This is a genomic window from Cellulomonas triticagri (assembly GCF_003696205.1).
GTDB lineage: Bacteria > Actinomycetota > Actinomycetes > Actinomycetales > Cellulomonadaceae > Cellulomonas > Cellulomonas triticagri.
In genome coordinates this window covers 20228-36564 of sequence record NZ_RFFI01000031.1, presented here as the reverse complement: position 1 = coordinate 36564, position 16337 = coordinate 20228, and the positions used below count along the sequence as shown (strand labels likewise).

Sequence of the window (16337 nt, the reverse complement as noted above, 5' to 3'; positions counted from 1 at the left end):
GCGCCGTCCGACGCGGGGCGGGTGCGCCCGGGCTCCGGCGGGCGCGGGAGCGAGGCGCGCCTGGCGCGGGGCGGGCCCGACCGCCCTGCGGGCGCGTCGTCCCTGGTCGGAGCGGTCGGGGCTCGGAGGGTCGCACGGCGGCAGTGTGCCGTGGGGCTACGCGAGCCGGGCGCACCCCGCACGCCGAATCGGACATTTCCACCCAAATGGGGTAGTCCCCTACCGAGCTGTGTGCTCCTCCAGCAGCCGGGCGCGAGACGCCGGGGTCCCGATCTCCGCGCGCGTCGCGGGCTCGTCCCGGTACCGGCTCAGGGCGGCCATGAAGACCCGCGCGTCCACCGGCAGCGCCGGACCCGGCACGTCGACCCGCGGGTGCAGCGGTGCCCGCAGCGCCCCCGGCCCCGGCCGGCGCTCGTATCGCCACGACGCCGCGGCGGTCTTGCCGGCGAGCACCACGACCGGCCACTGGTTCACGTGCTCGACGGCGATCTCACGGACGTCCGACCAGTCCAGCCAGGTCTCCGCGTCGAAGCCGGTCACGCCCACACCGCGCGGCGTGAGCAGGACCCGCACCGGGCGGCGCAGCTCGATGATCTTGGCGGGGGCGACGAGCAGCCCGGGGCCGACCACCACCAGCGGGGCCCACCACGCCGGGGTGTCGGAGAGGGACAGCACGACCGCGAGCTGCACGGCCAGCACCGCCACGACGCCCGCGACGAAGATCGGCTGTCGGTGGAACGTGGTCCGCCAGGTCAGCACCAGCGCGGGGCCGCCGTCCACGTCCTGCACGGCCACCCGGTCCGGGTCGACCCGCGGGCGCCGGAGGTAGTTGACGTAGAACGTCACCGTGACCACGCCCCACAGCACGCCACCGACCGCGGCGGCGACCGATCCGGGCGCCGACAGCTCGTGCCGCGGGACCGGCTCGGGGATCAGGTGGGTCGCCAGGGCGAGCAGCCACAGCGCCACCAGCGCGCTCACGACCACGACGGACCAGTACACGAACGGCGCCGAGCCGCCCACGGCCCGCAGGTCGCGGTGGTACTCCGGCTCCTGATCCATCAAGGTCCACTGTGCCGGACCTGTGCACGGTCGGCCCAATCCCCCACCCGATCGGACGCCCGACGGGTGATCCCCGCACGTCGCCGCCCCGCGCGGTTCACCCGCGGGTCCCCGGGCGGGAGGCCTCCCAGCCCCACCCGCCCGGGGACGTCCGTGCAGGTCAGACCGGGTCGCCGGCCGACCCGTGCCGCGCCGCGGCCCGGCGGAGCCCGGCCCCGACCAGCAGCGCGGCCACCGCGGCAGCGAGCCACCCACCCACGGTGGCGCCGGTCCGGGCGAGGAGGCCGGTGCCGCCGACGCCGTCGGCAGGGTCGGCGGCCGCGAACACGTCGGACGCCGCCCCGCCCGGACCGCCACCGGGGGGCAGGGCGCCCGGGACCTCACCAGGAGTCCCGCCCGGAGTCCCGCCCGGGACCTCGCCCGGGATCTCCGCCGGCGCCGTGAACGTCAGCGCGACGCCCGACCCGTCACCGACGGCCTCGCCGCCGACGGCGGCGCTCACCCGGTACGTCCCGGGCTCGCCGGCGACGACCCGCAGGGTCGCGTCGCCCGACGTCCCCGTGGACACGGTCACCGTCGTCGAGCCCGCGCCGGCAGCCGCACGCGCGGCACCCGCCGGCAGGACCCCGGCGAGCAGGCCGTCGGTCGGCACACCGTCGACGCGCACACCGTCGGCAGGCACGGCGTCAGCGGGCACGGCGTCAGCGGGCACGGCGTGGGCGACGAGGGTGGTGGCGGCGTCCGCACGTGCGGACGTGACGTCCGCACGGGCCGCGTCCGCCCCTGCTGCGGGCGCGACCGCCAGCCCGGCGGGCAGGTCGAGCACGACGTCCGTGCCGGTGCCGGGGTTGCCCCAGGCGTCGCGGACGGCGACGGTCACCGCGAGCGCCGTCTCCCCGTCGGCGGGTGCGGTCCCGCCCTCGGCGGTGAGCGTCGAGCGCCCGTCCGCCCCGAGGTCGGGCCCGGTGGCCTCGGCCGCGCAGTCCTCCCCGGGACCGGGGACGACCGTCCAGCCCGCGACGTCGTCCGCCGTCGTGTTCCCGGCGTAGTCCTCCAGCGCCACCCGCAGGGTGCTGCCGGGGTGCAGGGGCGTGATCGTGTACGACTGCCGGGTGGTCCGACCGCGGATCGCGACGTCCCCCGCGGGCTGGCTGTACGTGTACCGGAACGTCTTCCGGACGCTGCGCTCCTCGCCGTCCTCCGTCCACTGCTCCACGACGCGCAGGTACCGCCAGTCCGCGATGCCGTCGGGACGCGGGAGGGTCACGGAGCCGTCGTCGTGCCACACCACGTCGCACACGGGGTACCGCTCCAGGGTGGCGTCGGTGAAGGCACCCTGGGCGGCGACGGCGGTGCCGTCCCCGGTCCGGAGGGTCACCACGTACCCGGAGCCGTCGAGCGGCAGCCCGGTGAGGTCCACGCTCGTGGTCCCGGCGGGGGCGGTGCGCTCGACCACGTACGGCGCGCCCGCGTACCGGTCGCTGGCGTGGGACTCGACCCGGACGGTGGTCGCGGCGTCGGCGGGCGCCGCGGTCGCGGGGGTCCAGGAGACGGAGCCGGTCCCGTCCCGCTCGGTGCTGACCTCGATGCCCGAGGGCGAGGTCGCCCGGTCGAGGTCGAGCGTCGCGGCCGGGCTGACGGAACCGTCGGGGCCGACTGCGCGCAGCTCGAGCCGACCGGCCCGGTCCGGGAGGTGCTTGACGTACAGGGTCTCGTCGTAGCGGCCGCCGAGGTACTCGCCGTCGAGGAAGAGCTGGTACTCCACGACGTCGGCGTAGTCGGCGAGGTCCCAGGACACGACGGCCTCGTCGGTGTCGGTGAGCAGCCGGTCGACGCGCAGCCCGGTGGGCGCGGCCGGAATGCGGTCGGTGCCGTCGGTGTACCGCAGCGCCCCGATGTTGACCTGGTAGTCCTCGACGGGGGCTGACCCCGCGCCGACGACGAGGCCGAGCGTCACCACCCGGTCACCCGCGTAGGCGGACAGGTCGGCGGATCCGGTGCGCCAGCCGTCGGTGGCCTCCCCCGACCCGGCCAGCGGGACCTCGACCACGGTGCCGGGGTCGGACGCGAGCACCGCGGCGACCCGGAGCTCGGAGTCGTCGGTGCTGCCCTTGTGCCAGGTCAGGTCGACCCGGGTGCCGTCGTGCACCGCGAGGTCGGACTTGTACAGCCGCAGCACGTTGTCGGACGCGAGTCGCCCGGACAGGACCAGCGAGGCACCGCCCTCGTACGCGCCGACGGGCTCGTAGGCGAACCGCGGGGCGGAGACGTAGTCCGGGCCGTGGTCGTGGTCGACGCCGAGCGGGCTCCCGTCGGCCTCCAGCCACCACTGCCACGTCACGGGGACGTCCTGGACGTTGATGTTCCCCCACTCCCGGGTGCTGGTGACCTCCCCGGCGGTGCGGTGCTCCAGCCCGTGCCCGGTGTCGAAGGTCGTGGCGAACACGTCGCCCCCGACCACGGACCGCTCGGCGATCTGCGACGCGATACCCGGCCAGTCCCCGTCGGGCGCGTCGACGCCGGTGGAGGACCCGGTCCACCAGCGGCGCTCGCGGTCGGACGTCTCCCACTGCACGTCGTCGTTCGTCTTGTCCGGGTGGTCGGCGTGCACGAAGTCCGCGCCGAGGGTGGCGATGCCGTTCATCGGCAGGCCGTCCTCGCCGAGGTTGTCCCGCAGGTCGTAGGGCTGCTCGAACTGGTACATGCCGCCCTCGACCCCCGCCATCACGGTGGACCGGGGGTCGAGCCCGAGCGACACCGCGTGGTCCCGGGAGGCGGTGAGCCGCTGGGGGTCCCACCAGTAGTTGAGGAAGATCGAGTCCGCGACGGTGCCGTCCTCGGGGTGCTGGACCCACGGACTGTTCGCGGCGTTGAACTCGTTCTGGTAGCGGATCCCCCCGGTCGCGGTCACGGAGTCGTACCACTGCACGTACAGGCCGTTGGCGCGCAGCTGCTGCAGGAACGCCCGGTACGCGGCCATCTGCGCGTCGTCCATGACGACGCTGGTCTCCTCCTGGTTGACGAAGTACCCGTCGAACCCGAAGTACCGCGCGACCTCGGTGAGCTTGTCCGCCACCGGGAACCGGCCGTCGCCGCCCCGGACGAGCAGGTCGGTGAACGTCTGCTCGCCGCGGTCGTTGTCGGAGAAGAAGATCGTGGCGAGCGACCGGACGCCGTTGACGTGCGCGGCGTTGGTGTACGCGGGGTTCGGCAGGTTGAGCATCCCGAACTCGAACCAGCGCTGCGTCCACTCCAGGTCGGGGTCGTACCAGTCGGGGTCGATCCCCTCGGTGGGCATCCCGTGCCAGGTCCCGTACAGGTCGGCGTACTGCCAGTACGAGAACAGGTACTGGCTGAACTCGTTCGTGTCGTGGTGCGACTCGAAGAACGCGTTGCCGTAGTCCCCCGCCAGCGTGTGCAGCTGGGTCTCGGCCGGCAGGGCGGGGTCGCGCTGCGTCGTCGGGTCCGGGGCGATGCGCTCCTGGAGCGGGACGCGGGCGCGCAGCAGGTCGGCGTCGGTGTCTGCCGCCGGGTCCCAGCGCAGCAGGCCCGCCGCGGAGTACCCGTGCTGGTAGGGCTGGTGCGGGCCGACGGCGCTGTCCCCCGTCCACGGCAGGGTGTCGCTGGCCTGCGCGCCGGGCAGGGCCACGAGCCCGGTCGCGAGCGCGAGCGCCGACCCGGCGGCGACGGTGCGCGCACGGGTCCGGTGCCGGGACGGCCGCGGGCCTCGGTCGGGGCTGGCAGGGCTGGCGGTTCGGTCGGGTGCTGCTGGTGTCACGGTGCTTCCTCTCGGCTCAGAGCGGTCACGCGTGGATCTCTCGCGTCGGATCAGGACCGGATCGCGGTCGTCAGGTCGTCCAGGTGCAGGTGGGTGACGGCGCCGGGGCCCGCCCCCTCGGCGAAGCAGGCGTCCGGGGGCAGCACCCAGCGCACGGTGGTCGTCGTGCGCGGCGGTGCGGTGACGCGCCGGGTGGCCAGCACCTCACGGCGGCGCGGCACGACCACCCCGCCGGTGCGGTGCGCGAGCAGCGGCAGCACGACCTCCCCGGGGGTGTCGTCCGCGTTGACGACGTCGACCTCGACGACCACGCCGTCGGGCTCGGTGACGGCGCGCAGGTCGGTGGCGCGGACGTCCCGGTACCGCAGCCCGTGCCCGAGCGGCAGCAGCACCGGGTCGGGGGCGTCCTGGTAGACCCCCGTGGCGGCGTGCCGGTCGTCGTGCCGCACGGGCACCGCGGCGGCGTGCCGGGGCAGCGTCATCGGCAGCCGCCCGACCGGCTCGGTGCGGCCGATCAGGGCGTCCGCGACGGCCGCACCGCCCGAGGGCCCGGGGTACCCGGCCCACAGCACGGCGTCGGTCGCGGCGAGCACGTCGGTGAGCACGTGCGGCCGCCCGGCGACGACGACCGCGACGACCGGGCAGGGCGCGGCGGCGCGCACGGCCGCGACCAGCGCGTCCTGGCCGTGCGGCAGGGACACGTCGGCGCGGTCCACGCCCTCGCCGCAGGTCGCGGACGCGGACCCGCCCGCCCCGACGACGACGGCGCCGTTGGCGTCGAACGCGTCCGTGACGGCGCGGTGGCTGGTGCCGCCGAGCACGAGCACGACCGCGTCGGCCCCCGCCAGGTCGGCCGCGTCGGGCACCGCGCCCGGCAGCACGACCACCTCGGCGTCCGGGAGCGCCGCCGCGAGCGCCCCGCCCACGCCGGGCGGCGCGGGGGCGGGCAGCGGCGGCACGTAGTCCCCGAGCAGCGCGGTCACGTCGTCGGCGAACGGTCCCGCGACCACGACCCGACGCAGCGCGCGGGCGTCGAGCGGCAGCGTGCGGGCCGGGTCGTGCAGCAGCACGAGCGCGGCGTCGGCGAGCCGCCGGGAGACCTCGCCAGTGCGGGCGGTGGCGACCTCGATGCGCTCGCGGGCGTCCGGCGCGCGCTCGGGCGCGACGTCCCGACCGCCGAGCAGCCCGAACCGGTGCTTCAGCGCGAGCACCCGCCGGCAGGACCGCTCGACGGCCGCCGCCACCCGCGGGTCGGTCTCGGCGGACGCGACGAGCGTGGTGAACCCCTCGTCCCACAGCGACAGGTCGACGCCCGCAAGCAGCGCGGCCCGTCCGGCGCCGGCGACGTCGCCGGTCATGACGGTGAGCCGGTCGACGGCGAGCCCGTCGGCCATGACGACGCCGTCGAAGCGGAGGTCGTCGCGCAGGTACCGGGTCAGCAGGTCGGGGTCGGCGCAGCAGGGCACGCCGTCCACGTCGGTGTACGCGGCCATGACGCCGAGCGCCCCGGCGGCCAGGCCCCCGCGCACGGGCGGCAGGTGCACCTCGCGCAGGTCGCGCGCGCCGATCACCGCGGACTGGCCGTTGCGCCCGCCGACGGCCTCGCCCTGCCCGGCCAGGTGCTTGAGCACCACGGCCACGCCGCCGGAGCCGACGCGGGCCCGGTCCGCGCCCTGCATGCCCCGGACGAGCGCCGCGGCGTGCTCGGCGGCGAGGTGCCCGGACTCCCCGAACGTCTCCTCGCACCGGCCCCAGCGCGGGTCGCGCAGCACGTCGAGGGCGGAGACCAGCGCCACGTGCACCCCGGAGGCCGCGAGCCCCGCGGCGACGTGCTCGGCGGCCTCCTCCAGCAGGTCGGGGTCCCACGCGGCGGCGACGGCGAGGTTGGTGGGCAGCAGCGCCCCGCCGAGCGCCTGGTGCCCGTGCGGGGCCTCCTCGACCAGCAGGGGACGCACCCCGCCGGGGCTCGCGGCCGCGACCACGTCGGACACGAGCGCGGCGACCTCGGGGCGCTCCTGCGGCCGGATGCCGTCCGCCCAGGTGCGCCCGGACCAGGCGTCGGCCCGGAACAGCCCGTACAGCGCGCCGAGGCCGGACCAGCGCTCGACCTCGGCGTGCAGCAGGTCGGTCGCCCGGAACCCGCCGCGCACCCGCTCGACGGCCTGCCAGCCGTAGAGCCGCTGGTTGAGCTGCCCGACCCGCTCGCGCAGGTCCATCGCGGCGAGCGCCCGCTCGACGGCGTCGTCAGCCATCGCCCACCCCGGCGGGGAACATCTCGGCGTCGCTGACCGAGGAGTAGTGGCTGCGCCCGGTCACCGGTGCCGCCACGACGCGGTCGACGTCCCGGCGCGCGAGCGCCGCGGGGTCGGCGGCGGTGCGGGAGGTGACGAGCGTGGGCCGCTCCCCCGACGCCGCGAGGTCCGCCCAGGTCTCGAACACGCCGCCCCCGGGGCCGAGCTCCGCCCGCGAGAGCGGGACGTCCTCGTCGTCCACCGGCACCACGACGGCGGTCCGCCGCGGTGCGGGCACGGGCGCCTCCCGCAGCTCCGCCATCACCCGCCCGAACCGCAGCCCGAGCTCCTTGACCACGCCGCCCTCGTCGAACAGCCCGAGGCTGTGCTCCAGGTCGGGGAAGTCGCCGAGCGCGCGCGGCACGTCGTGCGAGCACCACCAGGTCACGCCCCACAGCGCGGGGCTGTCGGCGGCGGCCCGCACGGTGTCCTCGCAGAAGTCGGCGGCCGCCTCCGCGGGCACGTGCGGGGTCGGCGCCCCGACCTCCTGGAGCCAGACCGGCCGGTCGGGGTCCTCGGCGAACGCCCGCGCGAGCTCCACCAGGTAGGCGGCGTGCCCGGTGCCGTGCGGACCGGTCGCGCCGTAGCCCTGCGCGGTGCCGTTGAACACCCACGAGTGGATGATGCTGAGGTCCCCGTGCCGCGCGACGTGCGCGGGCTGGAACGGGTGGCCGTCGGCGTACCAGACGGCGTCGTAGGGCGCGTGCACGCGGTGCTGCCGGGGATCGCGGCGCGGCGCCGCGAGCAGGGCCTCCAACCACGAGGTGACCTGCGCGGGCGTGGCGGGCATCGGCGACGGGTGCGTGGCGGCGGCGAACTGGTTGAGCTCGTTGCCGAGCGTCAGCCCGAGGAACCCGGGGACGTCGTGCAGCCGCTCGTCCAGCGCGTCGACCAGCCGCACCTGCGCCTCGACGACCTCGGGGTCGGTGAACAGGTTCCGGGCGTGCCAGGTGGTCAGCCAGCTCGGCACGAAGTCGAAGGACGACAGGTGGCCCTGCAGCACGTCCACGCTCGCGTCGAGCCCGCTGGCCGCGGCGATCTCGACGGTCGTCCGCACGTCGTCCAGCGCGCGCTCGCGGATGAGCGTCCGGTTCGGCTGGAGCACCGGCCACAGCGGGAGCACCCGCACGTGGTCGAGCCCGAGGGCGGCGACGGCCTCCAGGTCCCGGCGCACGACGTCGAAGTCGGGCTCGTACCAGGAGTAGAACCACCCGGCGGACGGGGTGTAGTTGACCCCGGATCTCAGCATCGTCATCCCTTCGTCCCCGTCGGCGGCGCCGCCGCGGGGGCACGCCCGACCGCGTGGTCGAGCGCCGTCATCTCGGACAGGTCGAGGCGCGACCCGGCGTTCCAGGCGCGCTCGGACATCCCCCGCAGCGGGCCGCGCACACCGGCGGCGACCTGCTCGGGGGTCTGCGCGTCGGGGACGTCGCCCCAGATCGCGAGCATGGTGCCGCGCAGCGCGGCGGGGTACGGCGGGGCGAGCACCTGCATGTGCGCGCCCGCCTCGTCCCGGCGGTCGGCGAACACCCCCGGGTGCCAGCCGGTCTCCCACAGCCGCGCGGCCGTCGGGTAGCGGTACCCGGCGTGCTCCCCCAGCACGTAGTACAGGAGGGAGTCGTAGGCGTTCAGCAGGTCGTGGCCGGCGTCGAGCGCGGCGGACAGCGGCGCCATGCGCGGGCTCCACCCTGTCCACCACGCGACCCGCACGTCCGGCTCCAGCGCGACGCGCTCGGCACGGAACATGCCGTCGTTCCAGACCTGCGGCCGGAAGCCGTGCGCCCGGACGCGCTCGGCGATGCGGTGCACGACGTCCACCAGCACGTCGAACCCGGTGGCGCCCGGCCCGAACCGGCGCGCGGCCTCCGCGGCGAGCACGGGCTGCGCGGCGAGGTCGGCGAGGTCCACGAACTCGTCGGCGCCGATGTTCCACGGCGTGCCGTGGTCGGGCGCGCGCCCGGCGGCGAACAGGGTCGCGACCTCGTCCACCAGGTCGAGCACGAGGGCGACCGCGTCCGGGTCGGTGACGTCCAGCGCGCGCGAGCGCGGGTCGCCGCCGGGGTCACGGACCGGCGTGCCGTCCGCGCCCCGCAGGGCGAGGTGCGGGTGCGCGGCCAGCACGTGCCCCAGGTGCCCGGGTGCGACCAGCGACGGGATGACGGTCAGGTGCAGGTCGTCCGCGACGGCGAGCAGGTGCCGCACCTCGTCGTGGGTGAGGGCGCCCGGCGACACCACCTCGGGGTGCCGGACGCTCGCGACGCGGAACCCCTGGTCCTCGGACAGGTGCAGCTGCACGGCGGTCAGCCCGGACCAGGCGGCCTCGCGCAGCAGGTCCTCGATCCACGCGGCCTCGAACGGCACCCGCGCGGCGTCGAGGTGCACGACCCGCTCGGCGACGGCCGGGGCGCCGGACACGGTGCCCGCCGGGACCGCACCCCGCGCCGCGAGGTTGTGCAGCACCTGCCGGGTGCCGCGGTGCACGCCCGCCGGGCCGCGTCCGGTGACGACGACCCCGGCGTCCTCGCCGCCGACGTCCACCCGGTACGCCTCGGCTCCCCCGCCCGCGCCCGGTGGGCCCGGGTCGCCGACGCGCAGCACGACATCGCCCGGCGCAGCCGGGTCCCGCTCCCCCGCGACGACGACCGCCGCGGACGCACCCGGGCCGAGGTGGCCGCCGGCGCGGAGCTCGTCCGCGAGGCGACCCGCCTCCCGGTGCAGCGAGGCGTCCTCGGCGACCACGCGGTTCCCCGGCGCCGGCCGCCACGGGGCACCACCGGTCAGCAGGACGCGCCCCGGTTGCGGGAGCGCCGCCCACGCGGGCAGCGTCATCCCTTGATCCCCCCGGACTCCAGCCCGCGGAAGAAGAACCGCTGCAGCAGCACGAAGAACGTGATGATCGGGATCAGCGCGATCACGGTGCCCGCCGCGATGAGCCGCGGGTCGTCGTAGAACGTGCCGCGCAGCCGGTTGAGGCCGACGGTGAGGGTGTACGACTCCTCGCTGGACAGGACGATGAGCGGCCACAGGAAGTCGTTCCAGGCGCCGACGAACGCGAAGATCGCGACGACGGTGATGACCCCGGTGACCTGGGGCACGCAGATCCGCAGGAACCGCTGCCAGGCGTTCGCGCCGTCGATGACGGCGGCCTCCTCGAGCTCGTCGGGGAGCCCGGCGAACGCGTTGCGCATGAGCAGCACGTTCAGCGCGGCGACCGCACCGGGCAGCACCACCCCGAGCAGGGTGTCGGTGAGGCCCAGGGACCGGACGACGAGGAACTGCGACACGATCACGGTCTCGATCGGCACGAGCAGCGCGGCGACGAACACCCCGGTGGCGATGCCGCGTCCGCGGAACCGCAGCCGGGCGAGCGCGTACCCGGCGAGGGTCGCGCCGACGATGTTGCCGACCACGGCCATCAGCGCGACCAGCGCCGAGTTGCCGACGTAGCGCAGCACCGGGACCCGGTCGAGCACGTCGGTGAAGTTGGTCAGCGTCGGGTCCGTCGGGATCAGCCGGGGCGGACGCTCGTAGAGGGTGTCTCCCGCGCCCTTGAGCGACAGCGACAGCTGCCACAGCAGCGGACCGGCGAGCAGCACGACCATGAGGCACAGCACCGCGTACCGGGCGACCGTGCCGCGTCGCGGGCGACGGCGCGGAGCGCGGGGCGTGGGACGGCTCGCGCCGTCGGGAGCGGCCGGGGCGGGCGCGCGGTCGGAGGTGGCGACGGTCATCGGGTCCTCCCCTCGCGCTGCTGCAGCCACAGCTGGACCACGAGCAGCGCGCCGAGCACGACGAACATGACGAGGCTGATCGCCCCCGCGTACCCGGTCTGCGCCTGCAGCCCGGTGCCCTCGCGCTGGATGAGCATGGTCATCGTGAGGTTCCGGCCGCCGACCCCACCCGTCCCGCCGGTGAGGACGTAGACCTCGCCGAACACCCGGAACGCGGCGACCGACGACAGCACGCCGATCAGCGCCATGGTCGAGCGCACGCCGGGCATCGTGACGCTGAGGAAGGTGCGGACCACGCCCGCGCCGTCCATCGCGGCCGCGTCGTAGAGCGTCCCGTCGATGTTCGCGAGCGCGGCGAGGTAGATGACCATGTAGTAGCCGAGGCCCATCCAGACCGTCACGAACATGGCGCTGAACAGCAGCAGCCACCGGTCGGTGAGGAACGGGACCGGCTCCGCGATCGCGCCGAACGTCGCCAGCGTCTCGTTCACGAGGCCGCGGCGGTCGAGCATGCTGGTCCAGATCAGGCCGACGACCACGGAGCTCATGACGACCGGCATGTAAATGCTGGTGCGGAAGAACCCCATGAGGCGGCCGGGGCGGCTGACGAGCGTCGCGAGGACCAGCGGCAGCAGCATCATGAACGGCACGACGCACACCACGTACAGGCTCGAGTTGAGCAGCGCGGTGAGGAACCGGTCGTCGCCGAGCAGCCGCTCGAAGTTCTCCAGGCCCACCCACCGGCCGGGGCGCAGCAGGGTCGCGTCGGTGAACGCCAGGCGCAGCGTGTTGCCGAACGGCAGCACGATGAACGTGATCACGACGGCCAGCCCGGGCAGCAGCATCAGCCAGGGCACGAACCGCCAGCGGTGGGTGGCGCGGGCCCCCGCCGCCCGGGGGCGACGCGGCGCGGCCGCGCGCTCCCGGACGGCGAGGTCGGTCGATGAGGACATCAGCGGCTCGCCGCCAGGCGCTCGTTGGAGTACTCGACGGAGGACTGGAGCGCGTCCTCGACGGACTTGTCCCCGAGGATCGCCTGGGCGATCTGCTCGCGCAGGGTGTTCGCGTCGGTCGAGGACGAGAACGCCGGCGGCCACCACACGACGGCCTCGCGGACCTGGTTCGCGCTCTCGACGCGGACCTGCGTCTCCTGCTCGCCGTCCTCCTCCGTGAACCACGGGTCGTCGAGCGAGCCCGCGGACGACGGGAACACGTTGGCGGCCTTCGCGAACGCCATCTGGTTCTCGGCGTTGGTCACGAACTGCGCGAAGTCGTTGGCGAGGTCCGGGTTGCTGGTGGTCGCGTTGACGACCAGCGACTCGATGTACATGTTCGGCGCGGCGTTGCTGATCCGCGGGCCGATGCCGAGGTTCTCGTAGATGTCCGGCGCGGTGTCCCGCAGGTCGCCGAGCGTGTACGAGGAGCCCGGCAGGTACGCGAGGTTCCCGGCCTTGAACTCCTCGACCTCGGCGGTCTGCAGGTTGTTCAGCGCCTCCTCCGTCAGGCCCTGCGACTGGTAGAGGTCGCGGAACCGCTCGACGAACTCGACGCCGGTCGCGTCGTCGTACGTGAACTCGGTGGCGTCGTCGTCCATCAGCGGCACGCCGTACTCGCCGAAGTTCTCGATGGCGGGCATGCGGGCGAGCATCGACTTGTCCGGACACGCCTCCGCCAGCGCCTCGGCGGCGTCGAACAGCTCGTCGTACGTCTCCGGCAGGGCCTCGGTGTCCAGCCCGCACTCGGCGAAGATCGCCGTGTTGAAGAACGACGGCCCGGTGTTGAGGTACCAGGGGTAGCCGTACGTCCCGCCGCCCAGGCCCTCGAAGGTCATCGACTCCCACGCCTTGTCGAGGTACAGGTCCTCGGCACCGGGGTCGGCCTCGGCGACGTCGAGGAGCACCCCGGCCTGCGCCAGCGTGTACGCCGCCTCGGGACCCATGTCGACCACGTCGGGGAGCGAGCCCGCCGCGGCGTCGGCGGACAGCTTGTCCTGGTAGCCCTCGGCGGGCTGGTCGACCCAGCGGATCGAGGTGCCAGGGTTCGCGTCCTCGTAGTCCGCGATCAGACCCTCGAAGTAGGGCGTGAACTTGTCGTTCTTGAGGTTCCAGGTCTGGAACGTGATCTCGCCGGACAGGCCGTCGCCGGACCCGCCGCCCGAGTCGGCGGCGTCGTCGGAGCCACCGCACGCCGCGAGCACGAGGGCGCCCGCCGCGATCGTGGCCACGGCGCCGAGGGCCCGGCGCCGTGGCGCCCTGAGGTGCTTCGTCATCGAACTTCCTCCTGAGTGGTGCGTCGGTCCACCGGGGCGGGGCGCCCCGGGGTGAGTCGCAGGGTGAGGACCTGGAACGGCCCGAGGTCGAGGCGCGCGCCCGCGGCGGGCTGCGCCGCACCGGGGTCGGCGGCGGGGTCGGGCAGCACGAGGCCGCGCGGCATCGGGTCGTCGGGGGCGAGGTCGCGCTCCAGCAGATCGGTCTCGCGCACGCGGGCGTCGGAGGCGAGCAGCGGGCCGGGCCGCAGCACCGCTGTCGCGCGCCCGCCCACGGGCTCGTAGACCCGGACGACGACGTCGCCCGAGCCGTCGTCGGCGACCTTGACCCAGTCGACGACGGCCGTCCCCGCGACGGGCTCCAAGGCCACCAGCGGGTCGACGACCGGCAGGTCCGGCAGCACCGGAGCGGTCAGCGCCGCGGCGGCGCGCACGGTGGCGGCGAGGTCCGCGCCGGGCAGCACCGACCAGCGGAACACGTGCTGCCCGCGGTCGGCCCGCGGGTCGGGGAACCGGGGGGCGCGCAGCAGCGACAGCCGCACCGCCGTGCCGCCGGTGGTCGTCCGCGCGTCCACGCCCGACATCGCGTCGTTGACCACGCCGACGCCGTAGCCGGTGTCCGCGACGTGGACGTAACGGTGCATCGCGGCCTCGAACATCGCGTCGTCCCCGGCGGTGTTGGGGTGCACGGGCCGCCCGACCCAGCCGTACTGCGTCTCGCACCGCAGCTCCGGGGCGCGCACCGCGACCGGCAGCGCGACCTTCAGCAGGTGCTCGGACTCCTGCCAGTCGACCTCGCAGGCGACGTCGACCCGGCCGTCCCGCAGCGTCGTGGTGAGCCGCACCGACGAGTCGCCGAACGCGCGCTCGACCACGAAGCCCGGCTGCGGCCCGTCGAGCAGACGCAGGTCGCGGACGTCGGTGAGCGGCACCGGGTGCCGCAGGGCGTGCCGGTCGACGTCCCACGCGTCCCAGCGCACCGGCTCGTCGCGGAACAGGTGCAGCGCCCCGATCGGCTCCCCGGGCACGGCGATCTCGCGGCCCGTGGCGAGGTCCACCAGCGACACGACCTGGCCCGCCGGGTCGGTGCGCAGCCGCAGGTGCTCGTCCGCGAGGACGACCGACCCGTCGGCCTCCTGCGTCGCGGTCCCGGTGGGCGAGGCACCGTGCGGAGCGGGCAGCACCGGTGTCGCCGCCGACCCGGGGTCCGCGACCAGCCGACCGGACGCCACCGTGGCGGCACCGGCGCCCGCGAGCGCGGCCCCGGCCTTCGCCACGAGGTCGGCGAGCAGCGCCTCCACCCGGTCGTAGGACTCCCGGGCCTCGCGGTGCACCCAGGAGATGGAGGTGCCGGGCAGGATGTCGTGGAACTGCAGGAGCAGCACCTCCTGCCACGCCTCCGCGAGCGCCTCGGCCGGGTAGGCGGCGCCGGTCGCGAGCGTCGCGGCGGTGCTCAGGTACTCGGCGGTCCGCAGCAGGCCCTCGCTGCGCCGGTTCCGCTGCTTCATCGCGACCTGCGTCGTCAGCGTCCCGCGGTGCAGCTCGAGGTAGAGCTCGCCGTGCCAGGACGGGGCGAGGCGCGGGTCCTCGGCGGTGACGCGCTCCAGGTCGGCCTCCGCGTCGACGAAGAACTCCGTGGGCGTGCGCATCCGCACGCGCGGTGCCCCGTCGAGGTCGGCGAACCGCTGGGCGCGGGCCGTCATCTCCCGGGTGGGTCCGCCGCCGCCGTCGCCGTACCCGTAGGCCATGAGCGAGTGCGACGCGATGGCCTTGTCGCGGAACCCCGCGACGGACCTCGTGAGCTCGGCGGCGGTCACCTCGGCGGCGTAGGTGTCGGACGGGGGGAAGTGCGTCAGGACGCGGGTGCCGTCGATCCCCTCCCACCAGAACGTGTGGTGCGGGAACGTCGTGGTGTCGTTCCACGAGATCTTCTGCGTGAAGAACCACCGGAACCCCGCGCGCCGGGCGAGCTGCGGCAGCGCGCCCGAGTACCCGAAGGAGTCCGGCAGCCACACCTCCTGCGCGTCGTGCCCGAACGTCTCCGCGAAGTACCGCTTGCCGAGCACCATCTGGCGGACCAGGGACTCCCCCGTCGGCAGCACGCCGTCGGCCTCGACCCACATGCCGCCGACCGGCACGAACCGGCCCTGCGCGGCGTGCTCGCGGACCCGGGCGAACAGCCCCGGGAACCGCTCCTCCAGCCACCGGAAGTGCTGCGCGGACGTCATCGTGTAGACCGCGTCCGGCACGGTGTCGAGCACCGCGAGCGCGTTGGACACCGTCCGGCCGAGCTTGCGGCGGGTCTCGCGCAGCGGCCACAGCCACGCCGAGTCGATGTGCGCGTGTCCGACCGCCGTGACCTGGTGCGCCCCGGCGCGGGCCGGCAGCGCGAGCTCCGGCGCCAGCAGGGCGCGGGCGGCCGCCGCCGTGCGGGGGTCGGTGCCGTCGTACGCGTCGAGCGCCCGCTCGACCGCGCGCAGCAGCCGCCAGTGCCGGGGGTCGTCCGGGGACGTCTCGGCGGCGAGGCCGCCCGCGACCTCCAGGTCGAGCGACAGGTCCCAGACCTCGGGGTCGAACCCGCAGACGTCCGCGCGCCGGAGCACGAACTCGTCGAACGGCTCGTCCGCGCCGACCTCGCCGTGCTCCGTGACGACGAACGGCGGGAGGCCCAGCAGCAGCGGGTTGGCGGCGGCCTCGACGTACAGGTCCACCGACCCGTCGGCGGCGACCAGGCCCGGGAGCGCGCCGGGCCCGCGCAGCCGCACCCAGGTGTTGCGGGGGTGCAGCGCCTTGACCACCTCGCCGGCCGGCGTCACGACCATCGCCTCGCAGTGACCGCCCACCGAGTGCGGGAACCAGCCGAGGTCCAGCACGAGCTCCACCACCTCGGGGGCGTCCGCCGGGACCGTGCCACGCACCCGGAACCACGTGGTCGACCACGCCGGCCCCCACGGGGAGCCGACCGCGAACGGCTCGTAGCGCGGTGCCGCGCGGCCCGCGTCGGACCCCAGACCGAGGGCGTGGGCGACCGAGACGGGCTCCCCGTCCTCGCCGACCCGCCAGGCCTCGACGGCCAGCGGCGCCAGGGTCGTGTGCACCCGGGGCAGCACCCGCTCGCGCTGGACGCGCTCCAGGCGCTCCGGGGTGGATGCGAAGTGGTCGTGCATCGGCTCTCTTCCCACGTCGACGTGTTCGGATCACCCGCACTC

The 16337-nt window shown here is 75.4% G+C and carries 9 protein-coding genes; all 9 read right to left on the bottom strand.

The window, feature by feature from the left end; translation table 11 throughout:
- Positions 1-219: 219 nt before the first annotated feature.
- The 9 genes from EBM89_RS07605 to EBM89_RS07565 all read right to left on the bottom strand — a co-directional run bounded on the left by EBM89_RS07605 (position 220) and on the right by EBM89_RS07565 (position 16295).
- Positions 220-1062 (bottom strand): hypothetical protein, encoded by an 843-nt coding sequence (locus EBM89_RS07605; RefSeq protein ID WP_122148846.1) that lies wholly within the window; start codon positions 1060-1062, stop codon positions 220-222.
- 160 nt (positions 1063-1222) lie between these two features.
- Positions 1223-4840 (bottom strand): endo-beta-N-acetylglucosaminidase, encoded by a 3618-nt coding sequence (locus EBM89_RS22430; RefSeq protein WP_199732027.1) that lies wholly within the window; start codon positions 4838-4840, stop codon positions 1223-1225.
- 50 nt (positions 4841-4890) lie between these two features.
- Entirely contained in the window at positions 4891-7092 is a 2202-nt protein-coding gene (locus EBM89_RS07595; protein WP_122148845.1) for a glycoside hydrolase family 3 protein, read from the bottom strand.
- Positions 7085-8386: a glycoside hydrolase 5 family protein gene (locus tag EBM89_RS07590; protein WP_199732026.1), complete on the bottom strand. Its 1302-nt coding sequence runs from the start codon at positions 8384-8386 to the stop codon at positions 7085-7087. Before EBM89_RS07590 ends, EBM89_RS07595 begins: the two co-directional genes overlap by 8 nt.
- Entirely contained in the window at positions 8383-9960 is a 1578-nt protein-coding gene (locus EBM89_RS07585) for a family 20 glycosylhydrolase (RefSeq protein ID WP_122148844.1), read from the bottom strand. Before EBM89_RS07585 ends, EBM89_RS07590 begins: the two co-directional genes overlap by 4 nt.
- The gene (locus EBM89_RS07580; RefSeq protein WP_122148843.1) at positions 9957-10862 is read right to left on the bottom strand and encodes a carbohydrate ABC transporter permease; all 906 of its coding nucleotides are present in this window, start codon (positions 10860-10862) and stop codon (positions 9957-9959) included. Before EBM89_RS07580 ends, EBM89_RS07585 begins: the two co-directional genes overlap by 4 nt.
- Positions 10859-11815 carry a carbohydrate ABC transporter permease gene (locus tag EBM89_RS07575; protein ID WP_122148842.1) on the bottom strand — a complete coding sequence of 319 codons (957 nt, stop codon included), beginning with the start codon at positions 11813-11815 and terminating at the stop codon, positions 10859-10861. Before EBM89_RS07575 ends, EBM89_RS07580 begins: the two co-directional genes overlap by 4 nt.
- Positions 11815-13131: an extracellular solute-binding protein gene (locus tag EBM89_RS07570; RefSeq protein ID WP_122148841.1), complete on the bottom strand. Its 1317-nt coding sequence runs from the start codon at positions 13129-13131 to the stop codon at positions 11815-11817. Before EBM89_RS07570 ends, EBM89_RS07575 begins: the two co-directional genes overlap by 1 nt.
- Positions 13128-16295, bottom strand: a complete 3168-nt coding sequence (locus tag EBM89_RS07565) for an alpha-mannosidase (protein WP_122148840.1) — start codon at positions 16293-16295, stop codon at positions 13128-13130. Before EBM89_RS07565 ends, EBM89_RS07570 begins: the two co-directional genes overlap by 4 nt.
- Positions 16296-16337 lie beyond the last annotated feature (42 nt).

Coding starts and splice junctions, on each gene's coding strand:
- EBM89_RS07565 (WP_122148840.1), bottom strand. CDS start 16,295: ATGCACGACCACTTCGCATCCACCCCGGAGCGCCTGGAGCGCGTCCAG.
- EBM89_RS07585 (WP_122148844.1), bottom strand. CDS start 9,960: ATGACGCTGCCCGCGTGGGCGGCGCTCCCGCAACCGGGGCGCGTCCTG.
- EBM89_RS07605 (WP_122148846.1), bottom strand. CDS start 1,062: ATGGATCAGGAGCCGGAGTACCACCGCGACCTGCGGGCCGTGGGCGGC.
- EBM89_RS07595 (WP_122148845.1), bottom strand. CDS start 7,092: ATGGCTGACGACGCCGTCGAGCGGGCGCTCGCCGCGATGGACCTGCGC.
- EBM89_RS07580 (WP_122148843.1), bottom strand. CDS start 10,862: ATGACCGTCGCCACCTCCGACCGCGCGCCCGCCCCGGCCGCTCCCGAC.
- EBM89_RS07590 (WP_199732026.1), bottom strand. CDS start 8,386: ATGACGATGCTGAGATCCGGGGTCAACTACACCCCGTCCGCCGGGTGG.
- EBM89_RS07570 (WP_122148841.1), bottom strand. CDS start 13,131: ATGACGAAGCACCTCAGGGCGCCACGGCGCCGGGCCCTCGGCGCCGTG.
- EBM89_RS07575 (WP_122148842.1), bottom strand. CDS start 11,815: ATGTCCTCATCGACCGACCTCGCCGTCCGGGAGCGCGCGGCCGCGCCG.